We start from the raw sequence: 21725 nt of genomic DNA, 5'->3' as shown, positions 1-21725 counted from the left end.
CAACAAATATAAACAAAAAAGGTCGCGATTACTATATCACGACCTTCTTAATATAAAGTTAATTTGTGGATGTGCGGTTATGGCATACCGCACATAACCGACATATATTATCTTGAAATCTCTACGATCTCGAATTCAATTTTACCTGCTGGCACTTCAATAACAGCTGTATCACCTTTCGATTTTCCCAACAAACCCTGGGCAATAGGAGATTTAACTGAAATCTTGCCCGACTTCAAATCTGCTTCTGACTCTGCAACCAATTGATAAGTCATTTCAGCGCCATTCTTTTTGTTCTTGATCTTAACAATCGATAAGGCCAAAACTTTAGATGTATCCAATTTGGACTCATCAATTAAACGTGCTGTCGCCAATGTATTCTCCAAATTGGCAATTTTAGCTTCGTGAAGCCCCTGAGCTTCTTTAGCAGCATCATACTCTGCATTTTCTGACAAATCTCCTTTGTCTCTAGCCTCTGCAATAGCATTGGCAATTTTAGACCTTCCTTCCGTCTTCAGATAAGCCAATTCTTCTTTAAGCTTACGCAGTCCCTCTTCCGTAAAATAAGTTACTTCTGCCATAATTTTATCTTTTTTCTTATTTTCTACATTTTAAAAAAGAAACAAGACCATATTACCCTCGTCGGGAAACATGGTCTTGCTTTCAATCTATACGAAGATAATAATTGTTTTCAACAAAACAAATTCTTACCTGTTAAATATAATTAAATCTCTTCCTCATCAACAAATTTATACCCCAAGCCTCGCACAGTCTGTAGATAATGTGGCTTATCTGGATTTGTCTCTATCTTTTTTCTTAAACGAACCACATGCATATCCAAAGTCCGTGTGTTGACATTTGAGCTATAGCCCCAGACAACCTCCATTAACTCTTCACGTGTAATCTCCCGACCTAAGTTTTGCAAAAAATGCAGTAAAATCCGATTCTCCAAGATGGTCAGCTCAACTTTCCTTCCGTCACGTATCAGGGAATGAATATTGGGATGATGTTCTGTCTGACCGAATTTATAAACTTCTGGACTGTTTTTAGGCAAGAAAAATTTCACCTTATTATCGATCATAGCAATCAGCACATCCATATTGAATGGCTTGCTAATGTAATCAGTTACACCAAAGCTGTAGGCTTCAATTTTGTCTACATCTTGAGATTTAGCTGTCATCATGATAATGATATTCTCAAACCCGGCTTTACGGACATCTTCACAGATCTCGTTGCCTTCTTTTCCTGGAAGCATCCAATCCAACAAAACCACATCAGGTCTCTTTTCCAAAATCAAACCTTCCGCTTCATTCCCATTTCCACTTTGGATGACCTGATAGCCTTCGGATTCCAACCGATGTTTTACCAAGAACCGTAGGTTCTCATCATCTTCAATAACAGCAACAGTGATGTCTTTATTCATATTTAAATTTATTTTTAAACCGGAAATACCAAGGTAAAGGTGGTCCCCTGTCCCAATTGACTTTTTACTGTAATATCACCGCCTATAAACTCAGTAATTTCTTTACAGAAAGCCAAGCCCAACCCGATACTTCCTTGCTGATTATATTGACTTTTTATTCTATAAAATTTTTTGAAGATGTTGTTAAACTCGGCCTTCTCAATCCCTATTCCTTCGTCCTTAAAAGTGATAACAAAATTCTTCTTGTTTTGTTGTATCGCAATATCTAAGATTTTATGCCCCGCTTTCGAATATTTATAGGCATTATCGATCATATTTTGAAACACGCTGCTCAACAATACCGGATCTGCAAGCATTGATGTCCTTACATCAATTTTTGTGCTAATCTTGAAATCCGAATATTTTATTCTTGACGAAGCTACTAGATTTTCGGTAAATTCCTCCAAATCAACTTCTTCTTTATTTAATTTTATAGTTTTATTTTCGATCTGACTAAACGACAATAGCTTGTTCATCAAGTTATTCAATCGATCTGCCTCCTGATCCAATATATTTCCGTACATCTTCCGTTCTTCATCAGAGAGTACCTGTGCACTCTTAATATTATTACCAGCAATTTTTATAACGCTTACAGGCGTCTTAAACTCGTGGGTCAGATTATTGATGAAATCGTACTGCAATTTAAAAAGTCTTCCGTTAATTTCTAAATTTCTATAAATTAAATATAGTATTGCAATTAAAATAATATAAATCAAAGACACTCCTCCCAGTACAGGCCAAAAACTGCGGTTTATCTCCTTAGAAAGAAAACTTTTGCTCGACCTAAAAAGAAGCTTATAATCCGCTAGTGCTCCAGGCAAGGGCATCTCCGTGGAAATCTCATCATTTTCTGGCGTAATCGGAGCACCTACCAGTGGAACTATTTCGACTTTCTCATAAAGATTTGAATAGCTATTTTTCACCTCCAGATACATTGGATCGATCTGAAAATTAAACATATCCTGTTCATAACCCACCGTATGATCTAAATTGCCCTCCATAATGGACTTATAAACAATCAGGTCGTTGACCCTAGGAATATTAAGGTAGGTAATTTGTCCCGGTCTTATCGTATAAAAAACCTTTAGGATATCTTTATCAGAAAGTTTGGCATTCGGCTGCAATTTATCAATATAAGTTGCCAGTTTAACACCAATATTATTAATCTCTTCCGAATGCAACCCCATCTGCCCGCGATCCCGAATCGTATTTTTATTTAGGCCAGATCGGGACACGGTAAAAAAAGTAATGGTTTTCGGCTGAATTCTAAGATTATTAACAATAAAACCATAGTTCAGATTGTGATCATTATTAAATTGTAAATCAAAAAATCCAATTTCCCGAACAAAAGGATACGAGCTTAGTATACTATAGGCATATTTTCCTGCTTGCACCGAATCCAAAAAGCCCTGATAAAAGGAAACCTCAGGAATTCTATTTTGAAAAAAATCATTGAAAGGGACTAAGGTCTGGTCAAATATTTCCGATTTCCGATTGGTAAATTCATTTTTAATATGTGACTCCGTATAATTGCGGGAAAGAAAAAGGGCAAATATATACAGGCCACTGATTACAATGAAAAACATCAATAACAGGCCGTAGTTTTTTCGATAGCTATATTTCTCTGCTTTCATAATCTGCTGCCTTTAGTCTACAAGATATTTCGCCAAAAATCGCTCCAACTCATTATAGTAACCAAAGACATTTTCATCTCGCTTAAATGTTCTATCCTCATCCTCCTTTAGGATATACTGTACGGGAATATTATTATTCTTCAATTTCTGTACAAATTGATTTGCATCGGTTACCGAACTAAACCGATCCTTTCCACCTTGTACCAATAACACCGGTATCTTTACTTTATCTGAATGAAATACCGGTGAAATATTTTTGAATAGTTCAGCTTCACGAATCGGATTTCCAACGATCTGATACATTTTCTGTACATAAGATTTAAAATAAGGCGGTATATCCCTAAAATAGGTAAACAGATTGGTATATCCTGAATAAGACACGGCACATTTATACATGTCAGAATTAAAACAAGCTGCGTGTAGCGCCGAATAGCCCCCAAAACCTTTACCTACGATAGCAACACGTTCCCGATCAGCAATCCCCTCTTTGATCAGCCACTTCACCCCATCGGTAATATCATCCTGAATCTTCCCGCCCCATTCTTTAAATCCCGCCGTCCAAAATTTCTTACCAAAACCTGTTGAACCTCTATAATTCATCTGAAAAACTAAATATCCCCGATTTGCCAAGAATTGCGCCTCATTGTCAAACCCCCATACTTCACGCCCATTGGGTCCGTCATGTGGCAACACAATCATGGGCAGATCTTTGCGATTGGAGTGTACCGGATAAGTCAGATAGCCTGAAATCTGAATACCGTCTCTTGCTGTATAGGTAATGTATTCATTTGGTGAAAGTTCTTTGTCTTTTAGGTCTGAATTATTATCCGTCAGCTTCGTTAATTTTTGCGTCGAAAATTCATAAAAATAGATTCCACCGGGATTTACGTCTGTATAGGTTTTGATAATGATCTTATCCCCTGAAACATCTGTGTTCAACACCTGAAACTCGAATCCATCGATCTGCTTCGACAGTTGATCATATTTCTTTTTGGTAGCCTCATCAAAAAAATGTCTATTCTGTCTTGAGGTGCTATAATTTACAAACAATAGCTTATTCTGTTCAGTGAAATACCCCCCTGGACTTACGTCGACATCTTTATGGCTATAAAGTTCACCTAGCTCTTTTTGATTTGCCAGATCATAACTTACCAAAGCCAGCTTATCTCGCTCTATATTGGATAAGGCGTAAATAATGGCATTTGAACTATCCTTATAACCCAGTGGTGTAAAACTGCTTTCAACATCACATCGTATAATCTCTTTGAAAGGTTCTTTTTCGGAAGCTCTATAGAGCACGGATTGCTGTACGGAATCATTGGCTACCGCCAATCGTACCTGCCCATCATTAGAGACCACCCAAGAACTCATATTCCCCGGATTCTGCAAAACCAATTCTCTAGGCCGCCCGTCTAGATAAATCCGATAAAGATCAAAAAACGAAGAATCTCGATCATTGATTCCCGCAATAAAACTATCACCACCAGTCACCATTGCATGAATCCAACGAAATCGTCCGCGAACAGGTTTAACCAAAGGCCAAATTTTCTCTGTATTGATATCCACAGCATATAAACGTAAACTGTCCTGCGAGGATTGTTCGGTCAGAAAAGATATTTTTGAATCATTGTTCCATGCAAAAGATTTTACATTAATATCATTTTGATAAGTAAGCTGCTTGGAGCTGTCCTGATGGATCAAATCGATCAAATAGATATTTTTGCAATGGTTATCCAGACCGATATAAGCTATAAATCGACCATTTGGTGAAATCTTAAAATTTGATTTTTCAGGTGTAGAAAAAAATTGATTTATTGGAATAGGATCAACACTATGTCGTTGACACCCCAACATGATCATGGCAGAAAAAAATAAACCTATCCAAAATTTCATCCTCATAATCCCAAATACATCCTTATCATTTATTCCAAATATTGTAATTAAATACGGAATTGCATGAAATGCAACCTTATTTTTACAAGATATAGTAATTAAATGTAATATTCAAACTTATCGACGTTCTGCCCCTGAGATTCTTTTTTATAGTCGAAAAATAGCGTATTTTTGTTTATGTTTTTATACAATGTCTCCGTTATCGCAGAAGAAACAATCCATCAGGAAGTCGTTTCGTGGATTCAGGATAATATCGTGCAATCCCAAAAATTTCAAGTGCATTTCTTAGAAATGCTCCAGTCTCCACATGAAGGGATGACCTATTGCATTCAGGTCATACTCCCATCGGAAGAACATATAGCAGATTTTCAGCAGGTCCATCTAATCCCATTGCAGCAACTTATTTTGGAAGCATATAAGGACAAGGTCTTCCTTTTTGACAGTACCATGAAATATATAAAAAAATAAAAGAGCTCTAAGGAGCTCTTTTATTTTTTTATATCATCAAGATCGTTACTTTCTTCTTTTAAGCTCTTCGTATTCTTTTCACCTATCTCTACCGCCAATTCATAGCGCGGATCATAACTGATCTTTGGCGTTAAAAAATGAAGTAATATTAAACGAGCATATCTAAAATTGAAAGGAGCAAACACCAAAATGGTTACAGCCAAGCCTATCAGATATAACCATGGAGACTCACTTCCTGTCAAAACTGCGATAGCAACGGACACCGTAACAATCTCTGCCACAGACAAAGCATAACTCACATACATAGCCGCATAGAAATACCCGGGTTCAACCTCATACTTGACACCACAATGTGGACATGTATCATTCATATGCTGCTTATGCAAACTATATACCTTCCCTACAAATACATTACCGACATGACACTTGGGACATTTGGAATGTATCATCGCATGAAATTTGGATGTAGGCATTAAAAATCTATTTTATTTCGTTTACGAATTTCTTTGTTACAGGGCTCTTCTTGCGATATTTTTTATACCACAAGTAGCCAAGGCCTGCAGCGGCCAGATAAGGTATTACCAATAGAAATAAGATACCGTCATTCAGCCCTCTTCCTTGCATATTTCCTTCCTTCGTAGAATTTTCAGCGTTCAATGTGCACATTGCACACTGTCCGTAAGAAACAGATACAGCTGAGCAGCTTAAGGTAAATATTAGGAGTAAATATTTAAACCATTTCATAAGGCAAAGGTACTGAAATTTTAACGATTAGCGCGCCAAAGATTCAAATTTATCCCAGAAACCGTCTTTCGGCAATGACGCTTTCAATTCCATCTTATCTTTTTTTATTGGATGTGTAAAGATCAATGAACGAGAATGTAAACAAATGCTTCCCAAAGAACTGCCTCTTGGATATCCATATTTATTATCGCCCACAATAGGACAGCCCATTGCTGCAAGCTGTGCACGAATCTGATGGGTACGGCCTGTCAGAGGTTCAACACGTAACAAATAAAACCCATTCAATTCTCCTACCAATGTATAATCCAGTTCAGCATAACTTCCGCCCTTCACTTCTCGAGGGAAAGCCTTCGTTACTCTTGTTTGCCTATTCCTAACCAACCAATTGATCAGTTTCCCTTCGGTTTTTCGTGGGCGTTGTCTAACAATCGCCAAATAAGTCTTTTTCACTGTTCTGTCCTGAAAAAACTTATTCATACGCTCCAGTGCTTTACTTGTCTTTGCGAAAAGAATCATACCGCTGACTGGCCTATCTAATCGATGAATAACACCAACAAAAGCTTCATTTGGTTTATCATATTTCTTTTTCAAATATTCTTTCACCATATCTTCCAAAGATAGGTCTCCCGTTTCATCCACCTGCACAATATCCCCCGCTTTCTTGTTTATCGCGATGAGATGATTATCTTCATAAATGACGTCTTTATCTGTAATTTCAGTATGATTCATTTTTTTCAAATCTAAAAGGGTAATCTAAATGCTATACAGTTCTAAAGATCTGTTGACTTACTACCCAATAATGACTTTATTATTTATTAAAAAAGGCCCTACGCAAGCGTACAGCCTTCCCATATGTTCTTAATTCGGCTTATTTCGCCGTGTCCGCTTTAAGCAATTCAGCCTTCTTCGCGTCCTCTTTCATCTTCTTTTTAAAGAAACCGCGCAATAAGAAATTGTGCTGTAGGGCTTCCATATTTTCGTCCAACTTTGCTGTACTCGAATTCAAGTTATTGATGGCCGATTTAATTTGATTTGCCGAAGCAGGGTCGTTCAACAAAACACCCACTGCATTATCTTTATCATTTAATCGGCTGGACGCATTATTCAAATTGTTTATCAATGCATTTGCTGTCTGAGAAACCCCTTGCAACTGTGCTGCTGACTGACGCAAATTAGAGAATATCGCGGTATCTGTTGTTAGATCATGAATCAACCCTTTATTGCTGTTTAAGGAATTTGTCAATGTCACCAAATTTGCAGATGCTTTGTTCGCATTATTCATTGCTGCACTGATCGACAAGAGTGTCGTACGAAGTGTATTTACCATAGACGTATCCGTCAGCATTGCACCAACCATCCCCTTTCCATCTGCTAATCCACGTGATATCTCTACAAAGTCAGTGGTAATCTTGGCTAGGTTTTCGTTATTTACCTGCAATGTTTCCATCATCGCTTCCATATCCGCAGTCTTCGCGGAACGCAAGAAATCACCAGTCTCAACGGTCGGTGCATTCTGCGATCCACCAGAGATCACAACGATCTTGTTACCGATCAGCCCGTCCGAACCTAATTTCGTCACGGCATCTTTACGGATATACTCAGCAGATTTCTCTTCAATTGTCAATACCACCTCTACATCCTGCACACTTTTAAAATGGATATTCTTAATAATTCCCACCTTGACTCCAGAAAACCACACATTACTTCCCACTTTTAATCCAGCGACATCAGGAAATGAAGTCGTAATTTCGATATTTCTAGTAAATTTCTTTTGCTGGCTACCCAAAATAAAGATACCCGCCAAAAGAATCAATACGCCTAAAAAAACAAAAATACCGACAATGATTGCTCTTTTATTTTCTGCCTTACTCATGTATATTATAGAATAAAATTATAATTATAAAACGCTCTTACGCGCGCGTCATCTGTATCAAAAATTTCCTCAAAAGAACCTTGCCTTTCAAATTTACCATCCAATAGCATCACAATACGGTCTCCCACTTCCTTCGCACAAGCCAAATCGTGCGTAATAATAATCGATGCTGTTTTATACCGTTCCTGAACCTCGTTGATCAATCCATTAATATCCAAACAAGTAATCGGATCTAATCCTGCTGTCGGTTCATCGTACATCATGATTTCAGGTCGAAGAATCAGCGTACGCGCAATACCAATTCGCTTCCGCTGTCCGCCGGACAGTTCCGATGGCATCTGATTAATCGCTTGTGACAGCCCTACACCATCCAAAACCTCTTCAACCGCGTGATTGATCTCGGTCCTTGTTAAGTTGCGCTTATTTCGAACCAATGGAAATTCTAGATTTTCACGTACGGTCATACTGTCATAAAGCGCGCTATTCTGAAATGAAAACCCTATTTTTAAACGCAATTCACGCAATTGACGATCATTTAACTCGGTCACCGAGTCTCCCAAAACATTGATAGTCCCTTCATCCGGTCTTAATAATCCAGCGATTAATTTGATCAACACGGATTTCCCTGTTCCAGAACGCCCCAGTACCACAAGGTTTTCTTCCTTATATAAATCGAGGTTTACACCCCGCAAAACGTGATTATCTCCGAAAGACTTACTTAAATCCCTGATCTCAATGACGGGCTTCGAATTATCGATGGTTGATTTAATCTTTTCCATACCTCACTATCCAAAGAACGATAAAACCTGAACAATAATTATTTCTTCAATAAACACCAGAAACATCGAAGCGACAACGGCCGCATTGGCGGCTTTACCGACACCTTCTGTTCCTTTTGAAGAAAAATAGCCACAATAACAACTTACAGCTCCAATGGTAAAACCAAATATAACCGCACGTAAAACCATCGCTCCTAAATCTTTAAATGCTATCGTCTCAAAAACCTGTGTAAAAAAACTCAAAAAACTCAAGTCATCTTTACTCATCATACTGAGATAGCCACCTAAAAGGCCTATACCCGCAACATAAAAACACAGGACAGGAATCCCAATAGTTGTCGCTAATATTCTACTAACAATAAGATATTTATAAGGATTGGTGCCCGAAACCTCCATCGCATCGATTTGCTCAGTTACATTCATCGAACTAAGTTCCGCTCCGATCTGCGAACCTACTTTTCCCGCGGCAATTAAAGCAGTCACCAAAGGTGCTAATGCGCGAACAATAGCAATTGAAATAAGAGAAGGCAACATCGAAGTTGCCCCAAATTCCTCCAAAGAGGGACGTGATTGTTTTGTAAAAACAAATCCAACAATAAAGCCCGTTAAACTAATCAAAGGCAACGACTTATAGCCTATTTCATAGCACTGGCGGACAATTTCTTTGAATTCATATGGTGGAGTTACCAATTCGCGCCAAAACCGTAGCAAAAAACGGTGAATGTTTGCAAATTCTAGAAAAAAAGTCTGAAGTTTCTTAGCCATTTAAATGATGTCTATTTCAAATTAATGTGTCATAAAACACGTCTTATGCTGAACAAACACGTAGCAATTCGAGCGGTAAAGGTAAATAAAAAATATGTATCTAAAATTGTCGTTTATGTAAAAAGATCATCAATTTGACTTTTATATAAAAAAAATCAGATTTCCAGTGTACCGATTAAACCATTTTATACGTTATGCTGTCATAATAACAAAGACAATACAATAGAGTTTTGTCACACTTTTAAATATTACAGTCATGAAAAATTTAGGCAACATAAAATATTGGGTACTTGGTTTTATAGGTATCGCTTCTTTTTCAAGTTGCGCGACTTCAATGGCCCAACGGGGTGGATATAATGGTTATAACAATTATAACAATGCTGGAGTTTCGTTCCAGATGTTCTATGATCAACTCTCCCCTTACGGACAATGGGTTAATGATCCCAATTATGGCTATGTTTGGATTCCGGACGTTGGCCCGAACTTCCAGCCTTATGCCACCAATGGTTATTGGACAATGACCGACTATGGTAATACCTGGGTATCCAACTATGACTGGGGCTGGGCTCCATTTCACTATGGTCGCTGGAACTACAATGACCGTTATGGATGGGGATGGGTTCCTGACTATGAATGGGGACCAGCATGGGTAAATTGGCGTCAAAGTAACGACTACTACGGTTGGGCTCCTATGGGTCCCGGCATGAATATTAATGTATCCGTTAATATTCCAATGAACTTTTGGACATTTGTGGCAGTCAATCACTTTATGAATAGGGATATGGATCGGTATTATGTTAATCGAAGAAATTACAATAATATCTATAACAGAACCACCATTATCAACAATACAACGATAATTAACAACAACTATTACGTTGGCGGCCCTCGAAGATCCGATATTGAACGTTCGACAGGAAGAAGCGTAACAGTGAATAGAATCGCAAATGCCGATAGACCTGGATCTGTACGCAGTAGCAGCAATCGCAGCAATGAAATCAGTATGTACCGTCCAACAGTAGACCGTAATACAAGATCTTCTGCACGCCCGACGAATGTCGTGGATGCGTCTACCCGAACACGTAATAACAATAGTGAGATTTCAGATCGTACCAATCGTGTTATCAGCAATCGAGACAATATCGATTCAAGATCAGGAAGTCGTGAATTATATATTGACAACAGTGGAAATGCTTCTGTAAGATCTCGTAACGACGCTAACAGCGGCGGATCAAGCCGTAGTTCTAATAATAATACGAGAACCGGAGACAATGGTACGGTCAATAGAAATAACACCGGGACACAACCGAATACAAATAACTATGATTTTAGAACGCGATCAGGTCGCCAATCGGATGCTTCAAACAATAACAACCCTACATCTACCAGTAGAAATAGACAAAATGGCTCCGTTGATAATAATGGTGTTGTAAACGGCAGAAGTACAGACTACAACAGAAATACCGACTATAATTCACGCTCGCGGTCAAATGCGAACAGTTCCGACCAGGCTGTACCTCCACGAGTCGTGCAACCTACGACAACGCCGCAACGAAATGGAAATAACGATGCTGGCAGCAGGAGCCGTTCGAGCCAACCGGTATCGCAACCTGTAGCACAACCAACTCAAAATCGGAGCTACGAAAACACAAGAAGTAGATCAAATACAGACAATTCATCTTCAGTATCTCGATCAAGGTCTTCAGAAAGCTCAGGCGAACGTAGCTCTGGACGTTCTTCGCAAGGATCAGAAAGATCTAGAACAAGATAATGACAGCCAAATAAAATAATAATTCACATCTGGCGGGTAAAATGAAAAATTTTACCCGCCTTTTATATGCATGTCTTTTTATATTTATCATGAACAATCCATACATTTTCACGTTAATTAGTAAATTTACCGCTTCAAACAAAAAAACAGATCGATAAAGATGGCTTCATTTACCTCTATATTAGATAATGACTTTTACAAATTCACCATGCAGCATGCTGTGGTCAAGTTGTTTCCAAAGGCCAAAGCACGTTATCATTTTATTAACCGGGGACATCATAAATTTCCCTATGGTTTTGATGTACTCCTGAAGGAGGCCGTAAATGAAATGGCTAATTTGAAGTTAACAAAAGCAGAAAAGGCTTTTTTTGCCAGAACGTGTCCTTATATAGACCCAACCTATTTTGACTTTCTTCAAGGTTATCGCTACGATCCAGAGGAGATCAAAATATTCCAGGATGGCCCCGATCTTGAAGTCATTATCGAAGGGTACTGGTACCGTACTATTCTTTGGGAAGTTCCTTTGATGTCGCTCATCTGTGAACTTTTTTATGAATCCCAAGGCCTACAGCGTGCCTCAGATGCTGAAGTAATCGCTACGGCCAAAGACAAAATCGAAAAATACAAAAAACTCAATATCACCATTGCTGATTTTGGCACCCGCAGACGCCATTCTTATGAAGTTCATGATTTGGTTGTTCGCACACTGAAACAATATGGCGAAAAAACATTTATTGGCACAAGCAATGTGCATTTAGCCATGAAATATGAAACTAAACCCATTGGCACCCATGCGCATGAATGGTTTATGTTTCACGCTGCAAAATACGGTTATAAAATGGCCAACCTCCTTGGTCTTGAACATTGGTCTGATGTCTACCGGGGTGACCTCGGAATAGCACTATCGGACACTTATACGACGGAAGTCTTCTTTCAGCAATTTGATAAAAAGTTAACCAAATTATTTGATGGAGTGCGCCATGATAGCGGCGACCCGCTTGAATTTACGGACAAGGTCATTGCACACTATAAGAAAAATGGAATTGATCCACTCTCCAAGACAATCATCTTCTCGGATGGCTTAGACTATGAGAAAGTCGAAAGAATCGCGAGCTACTGTGAGGGAAAAATCTTGCATTCTTTTGGCGTTGGCACTAATTTCACCAATGATGTAGGCCTTAGACCTATGAATATCGTCATTAAAATGACCGACGCTTTACCGGAAGATGATCAATGGACCCCGGTCATTAAGCTATCTGACGAACCTATGAAACACACAGGAGATGAGGACTCCATATATATAGCAAAAAAAGTATTAATGATTGATGATGATAATGCATAGAGATGTATACGGTGAGGCCTTAGATGATTACTTTGTACATCAAGAAGAAAAGTTCCCTTTAATACTCCATACAAGTTATGGCGACCAAGATGAAATGCCCGTCGAGATTTTCTTTCGGGAACCCGATGATTTTCCTGAACTGGAATTTATTGGCCTATCCTTATGTGATGGGCGTGTACTGGATGTTGGAGCAGGAGTTGGTAGTCATAGCCTGTATCTACAAGAAAAAGGTTTTGAAGTAGATGCACTGGAACTCTCGCAAACCGCTTGCCATATTATGCAACAACGCGGGGTACAACATATTATCTGCGAAGATTTCTATAAATTCGAAGGCCAAAAATATGATACGCTATTGCTTTTAATGAACGGAATAGGTCTTGCCGGCGACGTAGATGGTTTTCGAAAACTATTACAGCATAGTAAAGAGTTACTGACCGAAAATGGCCAACTGATTTTTGACTCTTCAGACATCAGTTATTTGTACAAAGATTACAACATCAAAAAACCAACGCATTATTTTGGAGAAATTCAATACCAGTATGAGTACAAAGGGACTCGAGGAAATCTTTTCAAATGGCTCTATTTAGACCAGGATTTATTGATCAAAATTTCGCACGAACTGGGCTGGGTTGTCCAAATTTTATATGAAGATGAGAATGATCAATACCTCGTCCGTATGGAACTAAAAAAATAGCCTGTTGTTTATAACAGGCTATTTTTTTTATTATTTCTATGTTATTGTATATATTATTTCTGTGTTCTTATATAGATATCTCCCATGGACGTTTTTAAAATAACATCCTGTCCACCACCATTCATTTTACCTTTCACGGCGTTACCCATAGGAGTTGATTTGGCTTCCTCGGCAGGTTTTTCGAATTGAAATTCGTCCGCAGCATAAATATTCCCCATAGAAGATTTTACATCCACATTAGCTCCGAAATTCTTTGGGAAGGCAACATCTACGGCGCCCATGGCAGCGACTAAAGAAATCGGTCCTTTGACAGGTTGAACAAATTTAGCTGTAACATCTCCCTGGGCAACCTTGACATTAATCGGCCCCGTAATATTCAATAAATTTACATCGCCCATCGTACTGGCAACCTCGACCTCGGCCCGGATATCTTTTAATTCGATCACTCCAGCGTTAAACATTGCGCCACGTCCCCCTTTGATCGTCACAGGTAGATCCATCGGTATCTTGATACGAATAGAATCCTCCAAGGGCATCCCGACCATACTTACTTCGGTTACTCCGCCTTCCGTTTTGATATTCATACCAATTCCTGAATTATCTGACAATCCCGAACCATTAATCACACGTAGCCCTTTTGCGCGGTCATTTTCTTCACTTTCCTCAACCTTGGCGGTAATCAGCACATCTTTCCCCTTATATCCTTCGATATAAACATTGTCCAATTTTAACAGCAGCTTATTTCCTAAGTTGGGCACTTTAATTTCCTTCCAGCTTTTCGGCCCACTACTACGACCGAATCCAGCAGAATTGAATGTGAAATTATTACTATTATTTACAATAACACCTGAAGTCGCTCTAGCCTTTTTAGGAGGACTAGGAGGTTTTGGCGCAGCCACACTTTCTACAGTTTCATTTACCTGGGCCTGCAATGCGCTCGCAAAGATCAGTGCCACCCCAATCATCATTATCCTTATCTTTTTCATTTCGTTTTAGTTTGTCTTCATTATTTGTCAAATAATGTATTTTAAACTTTTTCATAGATTAACGTACACAATCTGACTTCTACCTTAATATATCCTATTATTGATTTAATAATACCGCATATGCTTGCTCCTTCACAAATTTCAGGGTAAATGGATCTTCCACAATTTCATTTAACTTTTCTTTTGTTGTTGCTTTCATCGTCGGATCCTCCTGTTGAGCCATCATTTGCATCAGTTCCATTTGTAAAGTGGGATCATTTTGCTCCACAAAGAAGTCCTGAACTTTCTGCTGACGTTCTTCTGGGCTTAGTCCACTTAATATGGTTTCGATTGCAGCCATGCGTACATTGCTACTTTGATCTGACACAGCTGTCTTTTCCAAAGCTCCCACACTATTCCGATCTAACTTACCCCCATCTTTCATCGCCAAGACAGCACTTAAACGCGTGCTTGCGGAACTCGAATCCTGAAGCATCTGAACGTAATCCATTTTCTCTTCCATTTCGCGATGAGCAGTTTCCGATACACTTTCCCTGAAAGATTGTTTTCGTGTACTTTTTATCCCCGCTATGGCTTTAACAGGAACTAAGATCTTCTGAGCTTCGGTAGCAGCACCTGGCATCTCCACATCAATAGCTTTTGCCTCACTATCTTTCTTCCCAATAGCAACCGAATGAACTTCAGCCACACGTTTTTCTACTTCTGTTCCATTATGCTGATCAAAAGCAATGAAAGTCGCTGTACCAATCAATAATGCTGCTGCCGCAATACTAGCCCATTTCCATAAAGGCTTAATCTTTCTTTCCTGAACAGGGGGAACTACTTGCGGTCTGATTTTATTCCATAGGTCCGCCGAAGGTTCTCTCTGATCAAATGCCTCTCGATTGGCGTTTACAAAATCTTTTAAATTATCCCGCATAATTATACCTTTCCTTCAATTGTTCGTATATTTTCTTCTTAGCACGATGATACTGACTACGCACTGCCACCGCCGTCATTCCTAATGTTTCCGCAACTTCATCATGGCTCATATTTTCAAACAGATAAAGATTGACCACCATCTTAGGTACCCCGGTCAGCTGATCGATTACAGCTTCCAAATCTGTTAAACGACATTCGCGCCATTCTTTTTCCAATAATTCGTCTTCGCCATCATCCTGAATTTCCAAATCGTCCAGCGGTGTAAAATATTGTTTATTCTTTCGTAATAGTGAGATTGCCTTATTCACCCCCATTCTTCTCAACCAAGCTTCTACACTGAGAACTAAATGCCATTTATCCGATCTTGCAAAAAAATCAACAAAGGTTTCCTGTAAAATATCTTCACTTTCTTCCTGATTGGACAAAACCCGATAAATAGAATTAAAAATCTTTTTTGCATACCGATGATAGAGCTGTGCAAATCCAGACTCATTGCCCGTTTGGCACATCGCTAATAAATCTTTATCGCTAAGCTGATTTTGCACGTTCTAAAATTAATACTGTTAATTCTTATGTTTCTACTATGTAGTCGACTCCCTGATGAAAATGTTGCAATATAATTTTATTTTTTTTCTAAAATAATTCTAAAAATGTGCAAAAGCCCATTAAAAGGCCTCCTTTCAACAAAAAAACACTCAAGAATGATCTTGAGTGCCTGCATTAATAAAATAAACTTAATAGGGAATCTAAAATTTCAGGTATTCGGATATCGATTATTTGACTTTTAAATAGGTTTCCACAATCGTATGTTTGACACCTAATTCAGGTAAATTTTCCTCACCGATTTGAATCAATGTATCTCCTTTTAAAGTGAGTTCAAAATCAAATTTATTACTTTCCCAATCACGCATTGAACAGTATTGTAATCTCTCTTGATACTTGACACCATCAAAAGAATAGGTTCCTCCACCAGCAACAAACAGTGGCGCTTTACCTTTACCTTTTTCCTTATCGTGATTAAAAAAAGAAAAGTGGTCTTCATTAAACATTTTAAACATCTCTGTTTTGCTGGTATCCGTAAAAGCCGTCACGGTATCCTTTCCTTTGATTGTTTTGCTTTCAATAAGCTTATAGGTACCGGTCAAAGATTTTGATTTTACCACATCAACATCTTTCTTTTCAGCATTATTTTTACATGAAAAGACAAGACAGGAAGCCGCGATCGCAAATAGTAAGTGATTTTTTAGGTTTATCATATTTTATAAAAGGTTTAAAGAGGCCAAACTACGAAAGTCCAGCCTCAATCAAAAACAAACCAATGTAATTATTTATCCCACCACACCCGGCCAGACAACTTATCTCCACCGGATACAGCAGCAGAAGCGGCTTTGTAATTTGCGGGGTTTTCAGATGCTTCAGATATCGGATAAGGAAATCTTCTAGGTATCACTCCATCTGTTGCTGCACCTTGCCAGTAAACACCTATAGACGTTAGATTGGGATACCCTGTACGTCTCCAATTTGCCCAAGTCTCATAAAAATCCAACATTGTGATTGTATGCGCCCAATATTGTGAATTAATCTGATTTAAGGCATCTGCTGTATTTAAAGGATTTGCTATGGCGTAAGCTTCCGCATCCGCTTCGGAAATTGCCACATCCGAACTATATTCACTCAAATAAGTTAAAGAAGCCTTCAAAGCTTTTTTATAGTGGTCCGCAGCTCCACCTCCTAATCCCCATCGTTGCGCCGCTTCCGCCCAAAGCAATTCTGTCTCGGCATAGGTTAAAATAAATGTAGGGCCGTCACGTCTAATTAAATCCGGATGTGGTGAAGAATAGTCTTGCATGTTCGTATAAGCTGGGTCACTAGCAATATTCCATTCTGGTTTAGCTCCAAGATCTTTTCCATTTGGCATTCCTTTTTGAACACTAGGATTGCGTATAAAGTCGGCATTTTGCTTCTTATCCGAATCAGATAGGTACAACTTAGTCACCGCAATTTTCCCTAAGCGAGGATCGTTTGTCTTCTTTAAGTAATCTATAAATGTTTTGGACCATTTTGTGTAGTAGTGCTCCTGTCCACCATCCCCTAACAGAACTTGACTATTCCGGTTTTGAGTGACGCGTGCTCCAGAGACATCATGTTTTAAATAGGCGTTATTATCATTAGATGTCAGTGTTTTGCCGACCACTTTAGTCACATATTCTTTTGCTTTACTCTCATCAACTTTAATTAATCGCATTGCTAATCGAAGAATTAAAGAGTTGCCAAATTGCTTCCATTTCTCAATATCACCTTTATAGATTACATCACCTACAATAGAACCACCACCAACGGTGAGTGTATTAACAGCTTCATCTAATTCCTTAAGCATATCGTTATAAATATCTTGCTGTTTATCATACTTGGGTGTATAAATTTTATTCGTATACCCTTTTCCTGCTTCAGAGTAAGGAATATCCCCATAGATATCTGTTAATCGGGCAAAAATCAACACTTTCCATATACGTCCAATTTGATGCAGATTATTATATTTATTATCATCTTTTGTATTTTCCACAAGATCTACAATATTGCGAACTTGTTCAGCATAAGCACCAACGGCCGAAGTCCCCCAATAGGAGGCCGTATATGCCTCATTCAATACATATTTATCTCCAGCCCAATAGCTCACTACAGTTGAAAGACCTTGCATCATCGTAGAAGCATAAATCAAATTAGACCTCCATGTATCATAAGCAAAGTCAGTACTGCCTGTATAGGTGAGCTGAGAGGTCGTTAATAAATATCCTGGATTAAAGTTATCTTTACTATAGGAATATGGATTAGTATTTATTTTTTCAAAATCTTTAGTACAACTCGAAGTTGAAATTAATAAAGCAACAACTAGGCCTGATGCAATGGGATTTATCATTTTTTTCATCGTTCTCTTTTCTTAAAATTTAACACTTAGGTTTGCTCCAAACGTACGTACAGCTGGTACTCCCCCTAGCTCTAAACCAGGAAATGTCGCATTATAGCTTGATTCAGGATCAATATTATCTGTCTTCTTCATCAGAACAAACAAATTACGACCAACAGCACTGATATTTAACGTCTTGATTCGATTATTAAATAGATTTACAGGAAAATTATAACCAATAATAACCTGTCTTAATTTGACAAAATCTCCATTTTGAACAAAGACCTTTGATACATTGTTAGCTACATTTGTGTAATATGTGGAAGCTGTTGCTCCCAGTTCCTCACGCTTTTCCAACGTATTTTTATGCAAACCGTTGATATAACCATAATAATTAGTTGCCGAAAACAATTTTCCACCCCATTTGCCATCGATTAAGAAAGAAATATTCAAATTTTTATAAGAAAATTCATTATTCCATCCCGCAAACCATTTGTTATATGCCGAACCATAAGCACTGAGATCACCACGAGCTGGAGATCCGTCGCTTAAAAGCACAACATTGCCATTTTCATCGTATTTATTATCGAATGCCATCACTTGACCAATAGCTTTGCCTACGATAATTGACGTGTTTCCAACTCCCGATCGGGAAGTTGCTATTGTAGAAGGTATTGATTCATCAACTCCCTCTGCTAATGATAAAACTTTATTATCATTGTAGGATCCGTTGATTGTACTTACCCATTTAAATTTATCCGTTTTCACAACCGTCGCAGCCAATAAAGCCTCGAAACCTCGATTACGCATCTTGCCCGCATTTAATACCGCAGCCTTATATCCAGACGTTAGAGCGACATTAATTTTTGTAATCTCGTCTTTGGATATTTTATTATAATAGGTTAAATCAATATTAATTCGATCATTTAAAAGTCGTAATTCAGTTCCAATTTCAAATTCAGAAGCTCTTGAAGCAATCAATCCTGAATTCGGAATATCAATATTATCAATAATACCTAAAGGGTTTCCTTGCAAGCTTTCGCTTCTAAAATTATAGCTCAAAATAGTATTATAAGGATCTGTGGCCATCCCTACTTCAGCATATCCTGCCCTAACCTTACCAAAATTCAACCAGCTTGGTTTAAAGAATTCGGAAAAAACAAATGAGGTCGAGATTGATGGATATACACTATTTAACTTATTGTCTTTTCCCCGTGTAGCCAAGGTAGAGAACCAATCTGAACGCAAACTTCCATTTAAATACAATATATCTTTGTAAGCAAACTCCATTGTTCCATAGACAGATTGCGTTTCGATCTGAGAATAGTTAATACCTACGGACTTATTTAATGCATTTAGAATAGTATATACACCTGGCACAGCAAAATCAACACCGTTATTTGTTGTAATCTTCATTTGTTGATTTCGATAAGATGCGCCCAAATTTGGTGTCAATGTGTAATCCCCTAGCGTAAAAGATTTCCCCAATAACAAGTCAGTATTTATATCAGTTGACTTCGTTAATTGCTCTCCGATCTTACCTGCTGAGTAATACGCTGTACCTGACGGTAGCACATTCGTATATTCATCATTATATCCATCTCTTCCTGCGCGTCCTTGTATGAATAAACCATCATCAAAAGTGTATTTAGCTAAGATTGAGCTAATACTCCGGTCTCTTTTAGTATTATTTTGAAACTCATAAGCTGCAAACCAAGGATTGGTTGCATAGACGTTTCCTTGGTTATATGCGATTTCATTTCCTTCAGCATCCTTCCAAGGTTTAAGATCATTGATATTAACACTTGTCGGCAAAAACATCGCATTGTAATTTGCATTACCCGCCCCATCAGAAAGCATTGGCCTATTTTTTACTTGTTCGTAAACTAAATTTACTCGCGCGTCGATTGTTAATCTCTTAATTGGCTCAAACATTCCAGCCAAATTAAATGATTGCCTATCTAAACCTGAATTAGGCACCACAGAATTATTCTTTACATCAGAAGCAGAAAGTCGAATATTCCCTCCTTCAAAAGTTTTATTCAACGCTAACGTATTTGTCCAAGTAGATCCGGCACGATAAAAACGTCCCAAATTCCCCTTCTGCAAGGAATATGGTCGGTCAACCCCGTCAAATTGAACAACTGGACTGCCATCAAGTTTGGCCCCCCAACTGGATCCCCCCACTTGCGCAGCAGCTTTTTGTGAATTAGGCTTTACACCACCAGCCCCTTGACCATAAATAGTTTGCCAATCTGTCTGATCAATAATGTGCTCACCAACATAATTACTGTTAAAATCTATTGAATTACCTTTCGCAGATTTCGTTGTAATTAAGATAACACCAGCTTTGGCCCGATAACCATAAAGTGCCGACGCTGCAGCCCCTTTCAGTACTGATATGCTTTCGATATCATCAGGATTAATATTACTGATTGCGTCACCAAGATCCGGTGCATTATCCCATTGACTCCCGGAATTTCCTTTTGAATTGGCATTACCAATACCAACGGGTTTATTCTCCATCGGAATTCCATTGATAACATAGAGTGGTTGGTTCGATTGCGAAATACTGGAAACACCCCGAATAATAACATTTGTAGCAGCACCTGCCCCACCTGATGTCGAACTAATATCCAAGCCTGCGACTTTACCGGCAAGTGAATTCATCACATTATTTTCACGGGCTGTGGTTAGGGATTCACCGGCAACCTGCGTAACAGAATATCCCAACGAGCGTTTTTCTTTCTTCATACCCAATGCCGTCACAACAACCTCATTAAGCATCCGATTATCTTCTAATAAAACAATTTTCAGATCCCCCTCTTTGGTTACGGCCACTTCTTGCGAAGTGTAACCAGCAAAAGAAATAATCAAGGTGTTTCCTGTTGCAGCATCGATCATAAAACGTCCATTGATATCCGTTGCCCTTCCCATCGCGGTTCCCTTAACACGTACCGTAGCACCAGCTAGGGGATTGCCTTTATCGTCAGTGACAAGACCTGCGACAGCGACTTGCTGCTGTTGGCTCACGACGACGAGTCCTTCTTTGGAAACAGAATAAACCAATCCACTTTTATTGAAAAGCTTTGTCAATACGTCCAATACTTTGGTATTATTCACATTGACAGACACCTCTTTATTTAAATTTTCATTCGTCGAATTGTACACAAAGTAATAGTCACTTTGCTCTTCGATCATTTTAAGTACCTTGCTCAGTTTTGTTTTTTGGACATCCAAGGAGACTTTTTGTTGGGAAAATACATTTGCCGAAACATTCATAACAGCACACGTAGTCATAATTAAGGCTAGTTTCATCCGGATAATGAATCTAAAATGCACAATATATCCATTGCGCATTTGCAATAAGCAATTTTTAATCATATTTTAGTGTTGGTTAAAATTAATATTAAGCAGCACGCCCCAATGTTGCTGCTTTTGGTTAATCATTTTTTCAATGAAGGATGGTGTTGGTCCACCATCCTTTT

At 38.4% G+C, this 21725-nt stretch carries 19 protein-coding genes; 4 read left to right on the top strand and 15 right to left on the bottom strand.

Annotated features, from left to right (window positions below; genetic code table 11):
• Positions 1-107: 107 nt before the first annotated feature.
• The 4 genes from greA to AB1Z56_RS01190 form a co-directional block, all read right to left on the bottom strand.
• Positions 108-581: a transcription elongation factor GreA gene (greA, locus tag AB1Z56_RS01205; RefSeq protein WP_046674213.1), complete on the bottom strand. Its 474-nt coding sequence runs from the start codon at positions 579-581 to the stop codon at positions 108-110.
• 143 nt (positions 582-724) lie between these two features.
• Positions 725-1423 (bottom strand): response regulator transcription factor, encoded by a 699-nt coding sequence (locus AB1Z56_RS01200; RefSeq protein ID WP_286752901.1) that lies wholly within the window; start codon positions 1421-1423, stop codon positions 725-727.
• A 14-nt stretch (positions 1424-1437) separates the two neighbouring features.
• Positions 1438-3096, bottom strand: coding sequence for a sensor histidine kinase (locus AB1Z56_RS01195; RefSeq protein WP_309365009.1), 1659 nt, complete (start codon positions 3094-3096; stop codon positions 1438-1440).
• Between the two features lie 12 nt (positions 3097-3108).
• Positions 3109-4989, bottom strand: a complete 1881-nt coding sequence (locus tag AB1Z56_RS01190) for an alpha/beta hydrolase family protein (RefSeq protein ID WP_426790852.1) — start codon at positions 4987-4989, stop codon at positions 3109-3111.
• 177 nt (positions 4990-5166) lie between these two features.
• Here AB1Z56_RS01190 and AB1Z56_RS01185 point away from each other — a divergent pair, with 177 nt between their 5' ends.
• Positions 5167-5457: a DUF4286 family protein gene (locus AB1Z56_RS01185; RefSeq protein ID WP_309365005.1), complete on the top strand. Its 291-nt coding sequence runs from the start codon at positions 5167-5169 to the stop codon at positions 5455-5457.
• 20 nt (positions 5458-5477) lie between these two features.
• Here AB1Z56_RS01185 and AB1Z56_RS01180 read toward each other — a convergent pair whose 3' ends face one another.
• The 5 genes from AB1Z56_RS01180 to AB1Z56_RS01160 form a co-directional block, all read right to left on the bottom strand.
• On the bottom strand, positions 5478-5930 hold the full coding sequence (locus AB1Z56_RS01180; RefSeq protein ID WP_309365004.1) for a DUF983 domain-containing protein: 453 nt from the start codon (positions 5928-5930) through the stop codon (positions 5478-5480).
• Between the two features lie 298 nt (positions 5931-6228).
• Positions 6229-6930 carry an RluA family pseudouridine synthase gene (locus tag AB1Z56_RS01175; protein ID WP_309365001.1) on the bottom strand — a complete coding sequence of 234 codons (702 nt, stop codon included), beginning with the start codon at positions 6928-6930 and terminating at the stop codon, positions 6229-6231.
• A gap of 139 nt (positions 6931-7069) precedes the next feature.
• A complete protein-coding gene (locus AB1Z56_RS01170; RefSeq protein WP_309364999.1) occupies positions 7070-8074 on the bottom strand; it encodes an MlaD family protein in 1005 nt (334 codons plus the stop codon).
• A gap of 5 nt (positions 8075-8079) precedes the next feature.
• Positions 8080-8853, bottom strand: coding sequence for an ABC transporter ATP-binding protein (locus AB1Z56_RS01165; protein WP_309364997.1), 774 nt, complete (start codon positions 8851-8853; stop codon positions 8080-8082).
• Between the two features lie 6 nt (positions 8854-8859).
• Positions 8860-9618 carry an MlaE family ABC transporter permease gene (locus AB1Z56_RS01160; protein WP_309364996.1) on the bottom strand — a complete coding sequence of 253 codons (759 nt, stop codon included), beginning with the start codon at positions 9616-9618 and terminating at the stop codon, positions 8860-8862.
• 256 nt (positions 9619-9874) lie between these two features.
• On the opposite strand from AB1Z56_RS01160, the gene AB1Z56_RS01155 reads away from it, so the two are divergent.
• The 3 genes from AB1Z56_RS01155 (at position 9875) to AB1Z56_RS01145 (ending at position 13425) form a co-directional block, all read left to right on the top strand.
• On the top strand, positions 9875-11389 hold the full coding sequence (locus tag AB1Z56_RS01155; RefSeq protein WP_426790851.1) for a DUF6600 domain-containing protein: 1515 nt from the start codon (positions 9875-9877) through the stop codon (positions 11387-11389).
• Positions 11390-11549: 160 nt separating this feature from the next.
• Positions 11550-12731, top strand: a complete 1182-nt coding sequence (pncB, locus tag AB1Z56_RS01150) for a nicotinate phosphoribosyltransferase (RefSeq protein WP_309364992.1) — start codon at positions 11550-11552, stop codon at positions 12729-12731.
• Positions 12715-13425 (top strand): class I SAM-dependent methyltransferase, encoded by a 711-nt coding sequence (locus AB1Z56_RS01145; RefSeq protein ID WP_426790850.1) that lies wholly within the window; start codon positions 12715-12717, stop codon positions 13423-13425. Before pncB ends, AB1Z56_RS01145 begins: the two co-directional genes overlap by 17 nt.
• Before the next feature lie 53 nt (positions 13426-13478).
• Here AB1Z56_RS01145 and AB1Z56_RS01140 read toward each other — a convergent pair whose 3' ends face one another.
• The 6 genes from AB1Z56_RS01140 to AB1Z56_RS01115 form a co-directional block, all read right to left on the bottom strand.
• Complete coding sequence (locus AB1Z56_RS01140; RefSeq protein WP_426790849.1) at positions 13479-14411, bottom strand: DUF4097 family beta strand repeat-containing protein; 933 nt, start codon at positions 14409-14411, stop codon at positions 13479-13481.
• Positions 14412-14508: 97 nt separating this feature from the next.
• Positions 14509-15330: a hypothetical protein gene (locus AB1Z56_RS01135; protein WP_426790848.1), complete on the bottom strand. Its 822-nt coding sequence runs from the start codon at positions 15328-15330 to the stop codon at positions 14509-14511.
• The gene (locus AB1Z56_RS01130; protein WP_309364985.1) at positions 15320-15877 is read right to left on the bottom strand and encodes an RNA polymerase sigma factor; all 558 of its coding nucleotides are present in this window, start codon (positions 15875-15877) and stop codon (positions 15320-15322) included. Before AB1Z56_RS01130 ends, AB1Z56_RS01135 begins: the two co-directional genes overlap by 11 nt.
• A gap of 228 nt (positions 15878-16105) precedes the next feature.
• Complete coding sequence (locus tag AB1Z56_RS01125) at positions 16106-16588, bottom strand: hypothetical protein (RefSeq protein WP_426790847.1); 483 nt, start codon at positions 16586-16588, stop codon at positions 16106-16108.
• Between the two features lie 68 nt (positions 16589-16656).
• Positions 16657-18258, bottom strand: a complete 1602-nt coding sequence (locus AB1Z56_RS01120; RefSeq protein WP_426790846.1) for a SusD/RagB family nutrient-binding outer membrane lipoprotein — start codon at positions 18256-18258, stop codon at positions 16657-16659.
• Between the two features lie 12 nt (positions 18259-18270).
• Positions 18271-21621, bottom strand: coding sequence for a SusC/RagA family TonB-linked outer membrane protein (locus AB1Z56_RS01115; protein WP_426790845.1), 3351 nt, complete (start codon positions 21619-21621; stop codon positions 18271-18273).
• Between the last annotated feature and the right edge of the window lie 104 nt (positions 21622-21725).

Source organism: Sphingobacterium sp. WOUb80 (assembly GCF_050058145.1).
Taxonomy (GTDB): Bacteria; Bacteroidota; Bacteroidia; order Sphingobacteriales; family Sphingobacteriaceae; genus Sphingobacterium.
Note: the sequence above shows the minus strand (reverse complement) of the source record. Positions and strands in the feature narration are given on the sequence as shown.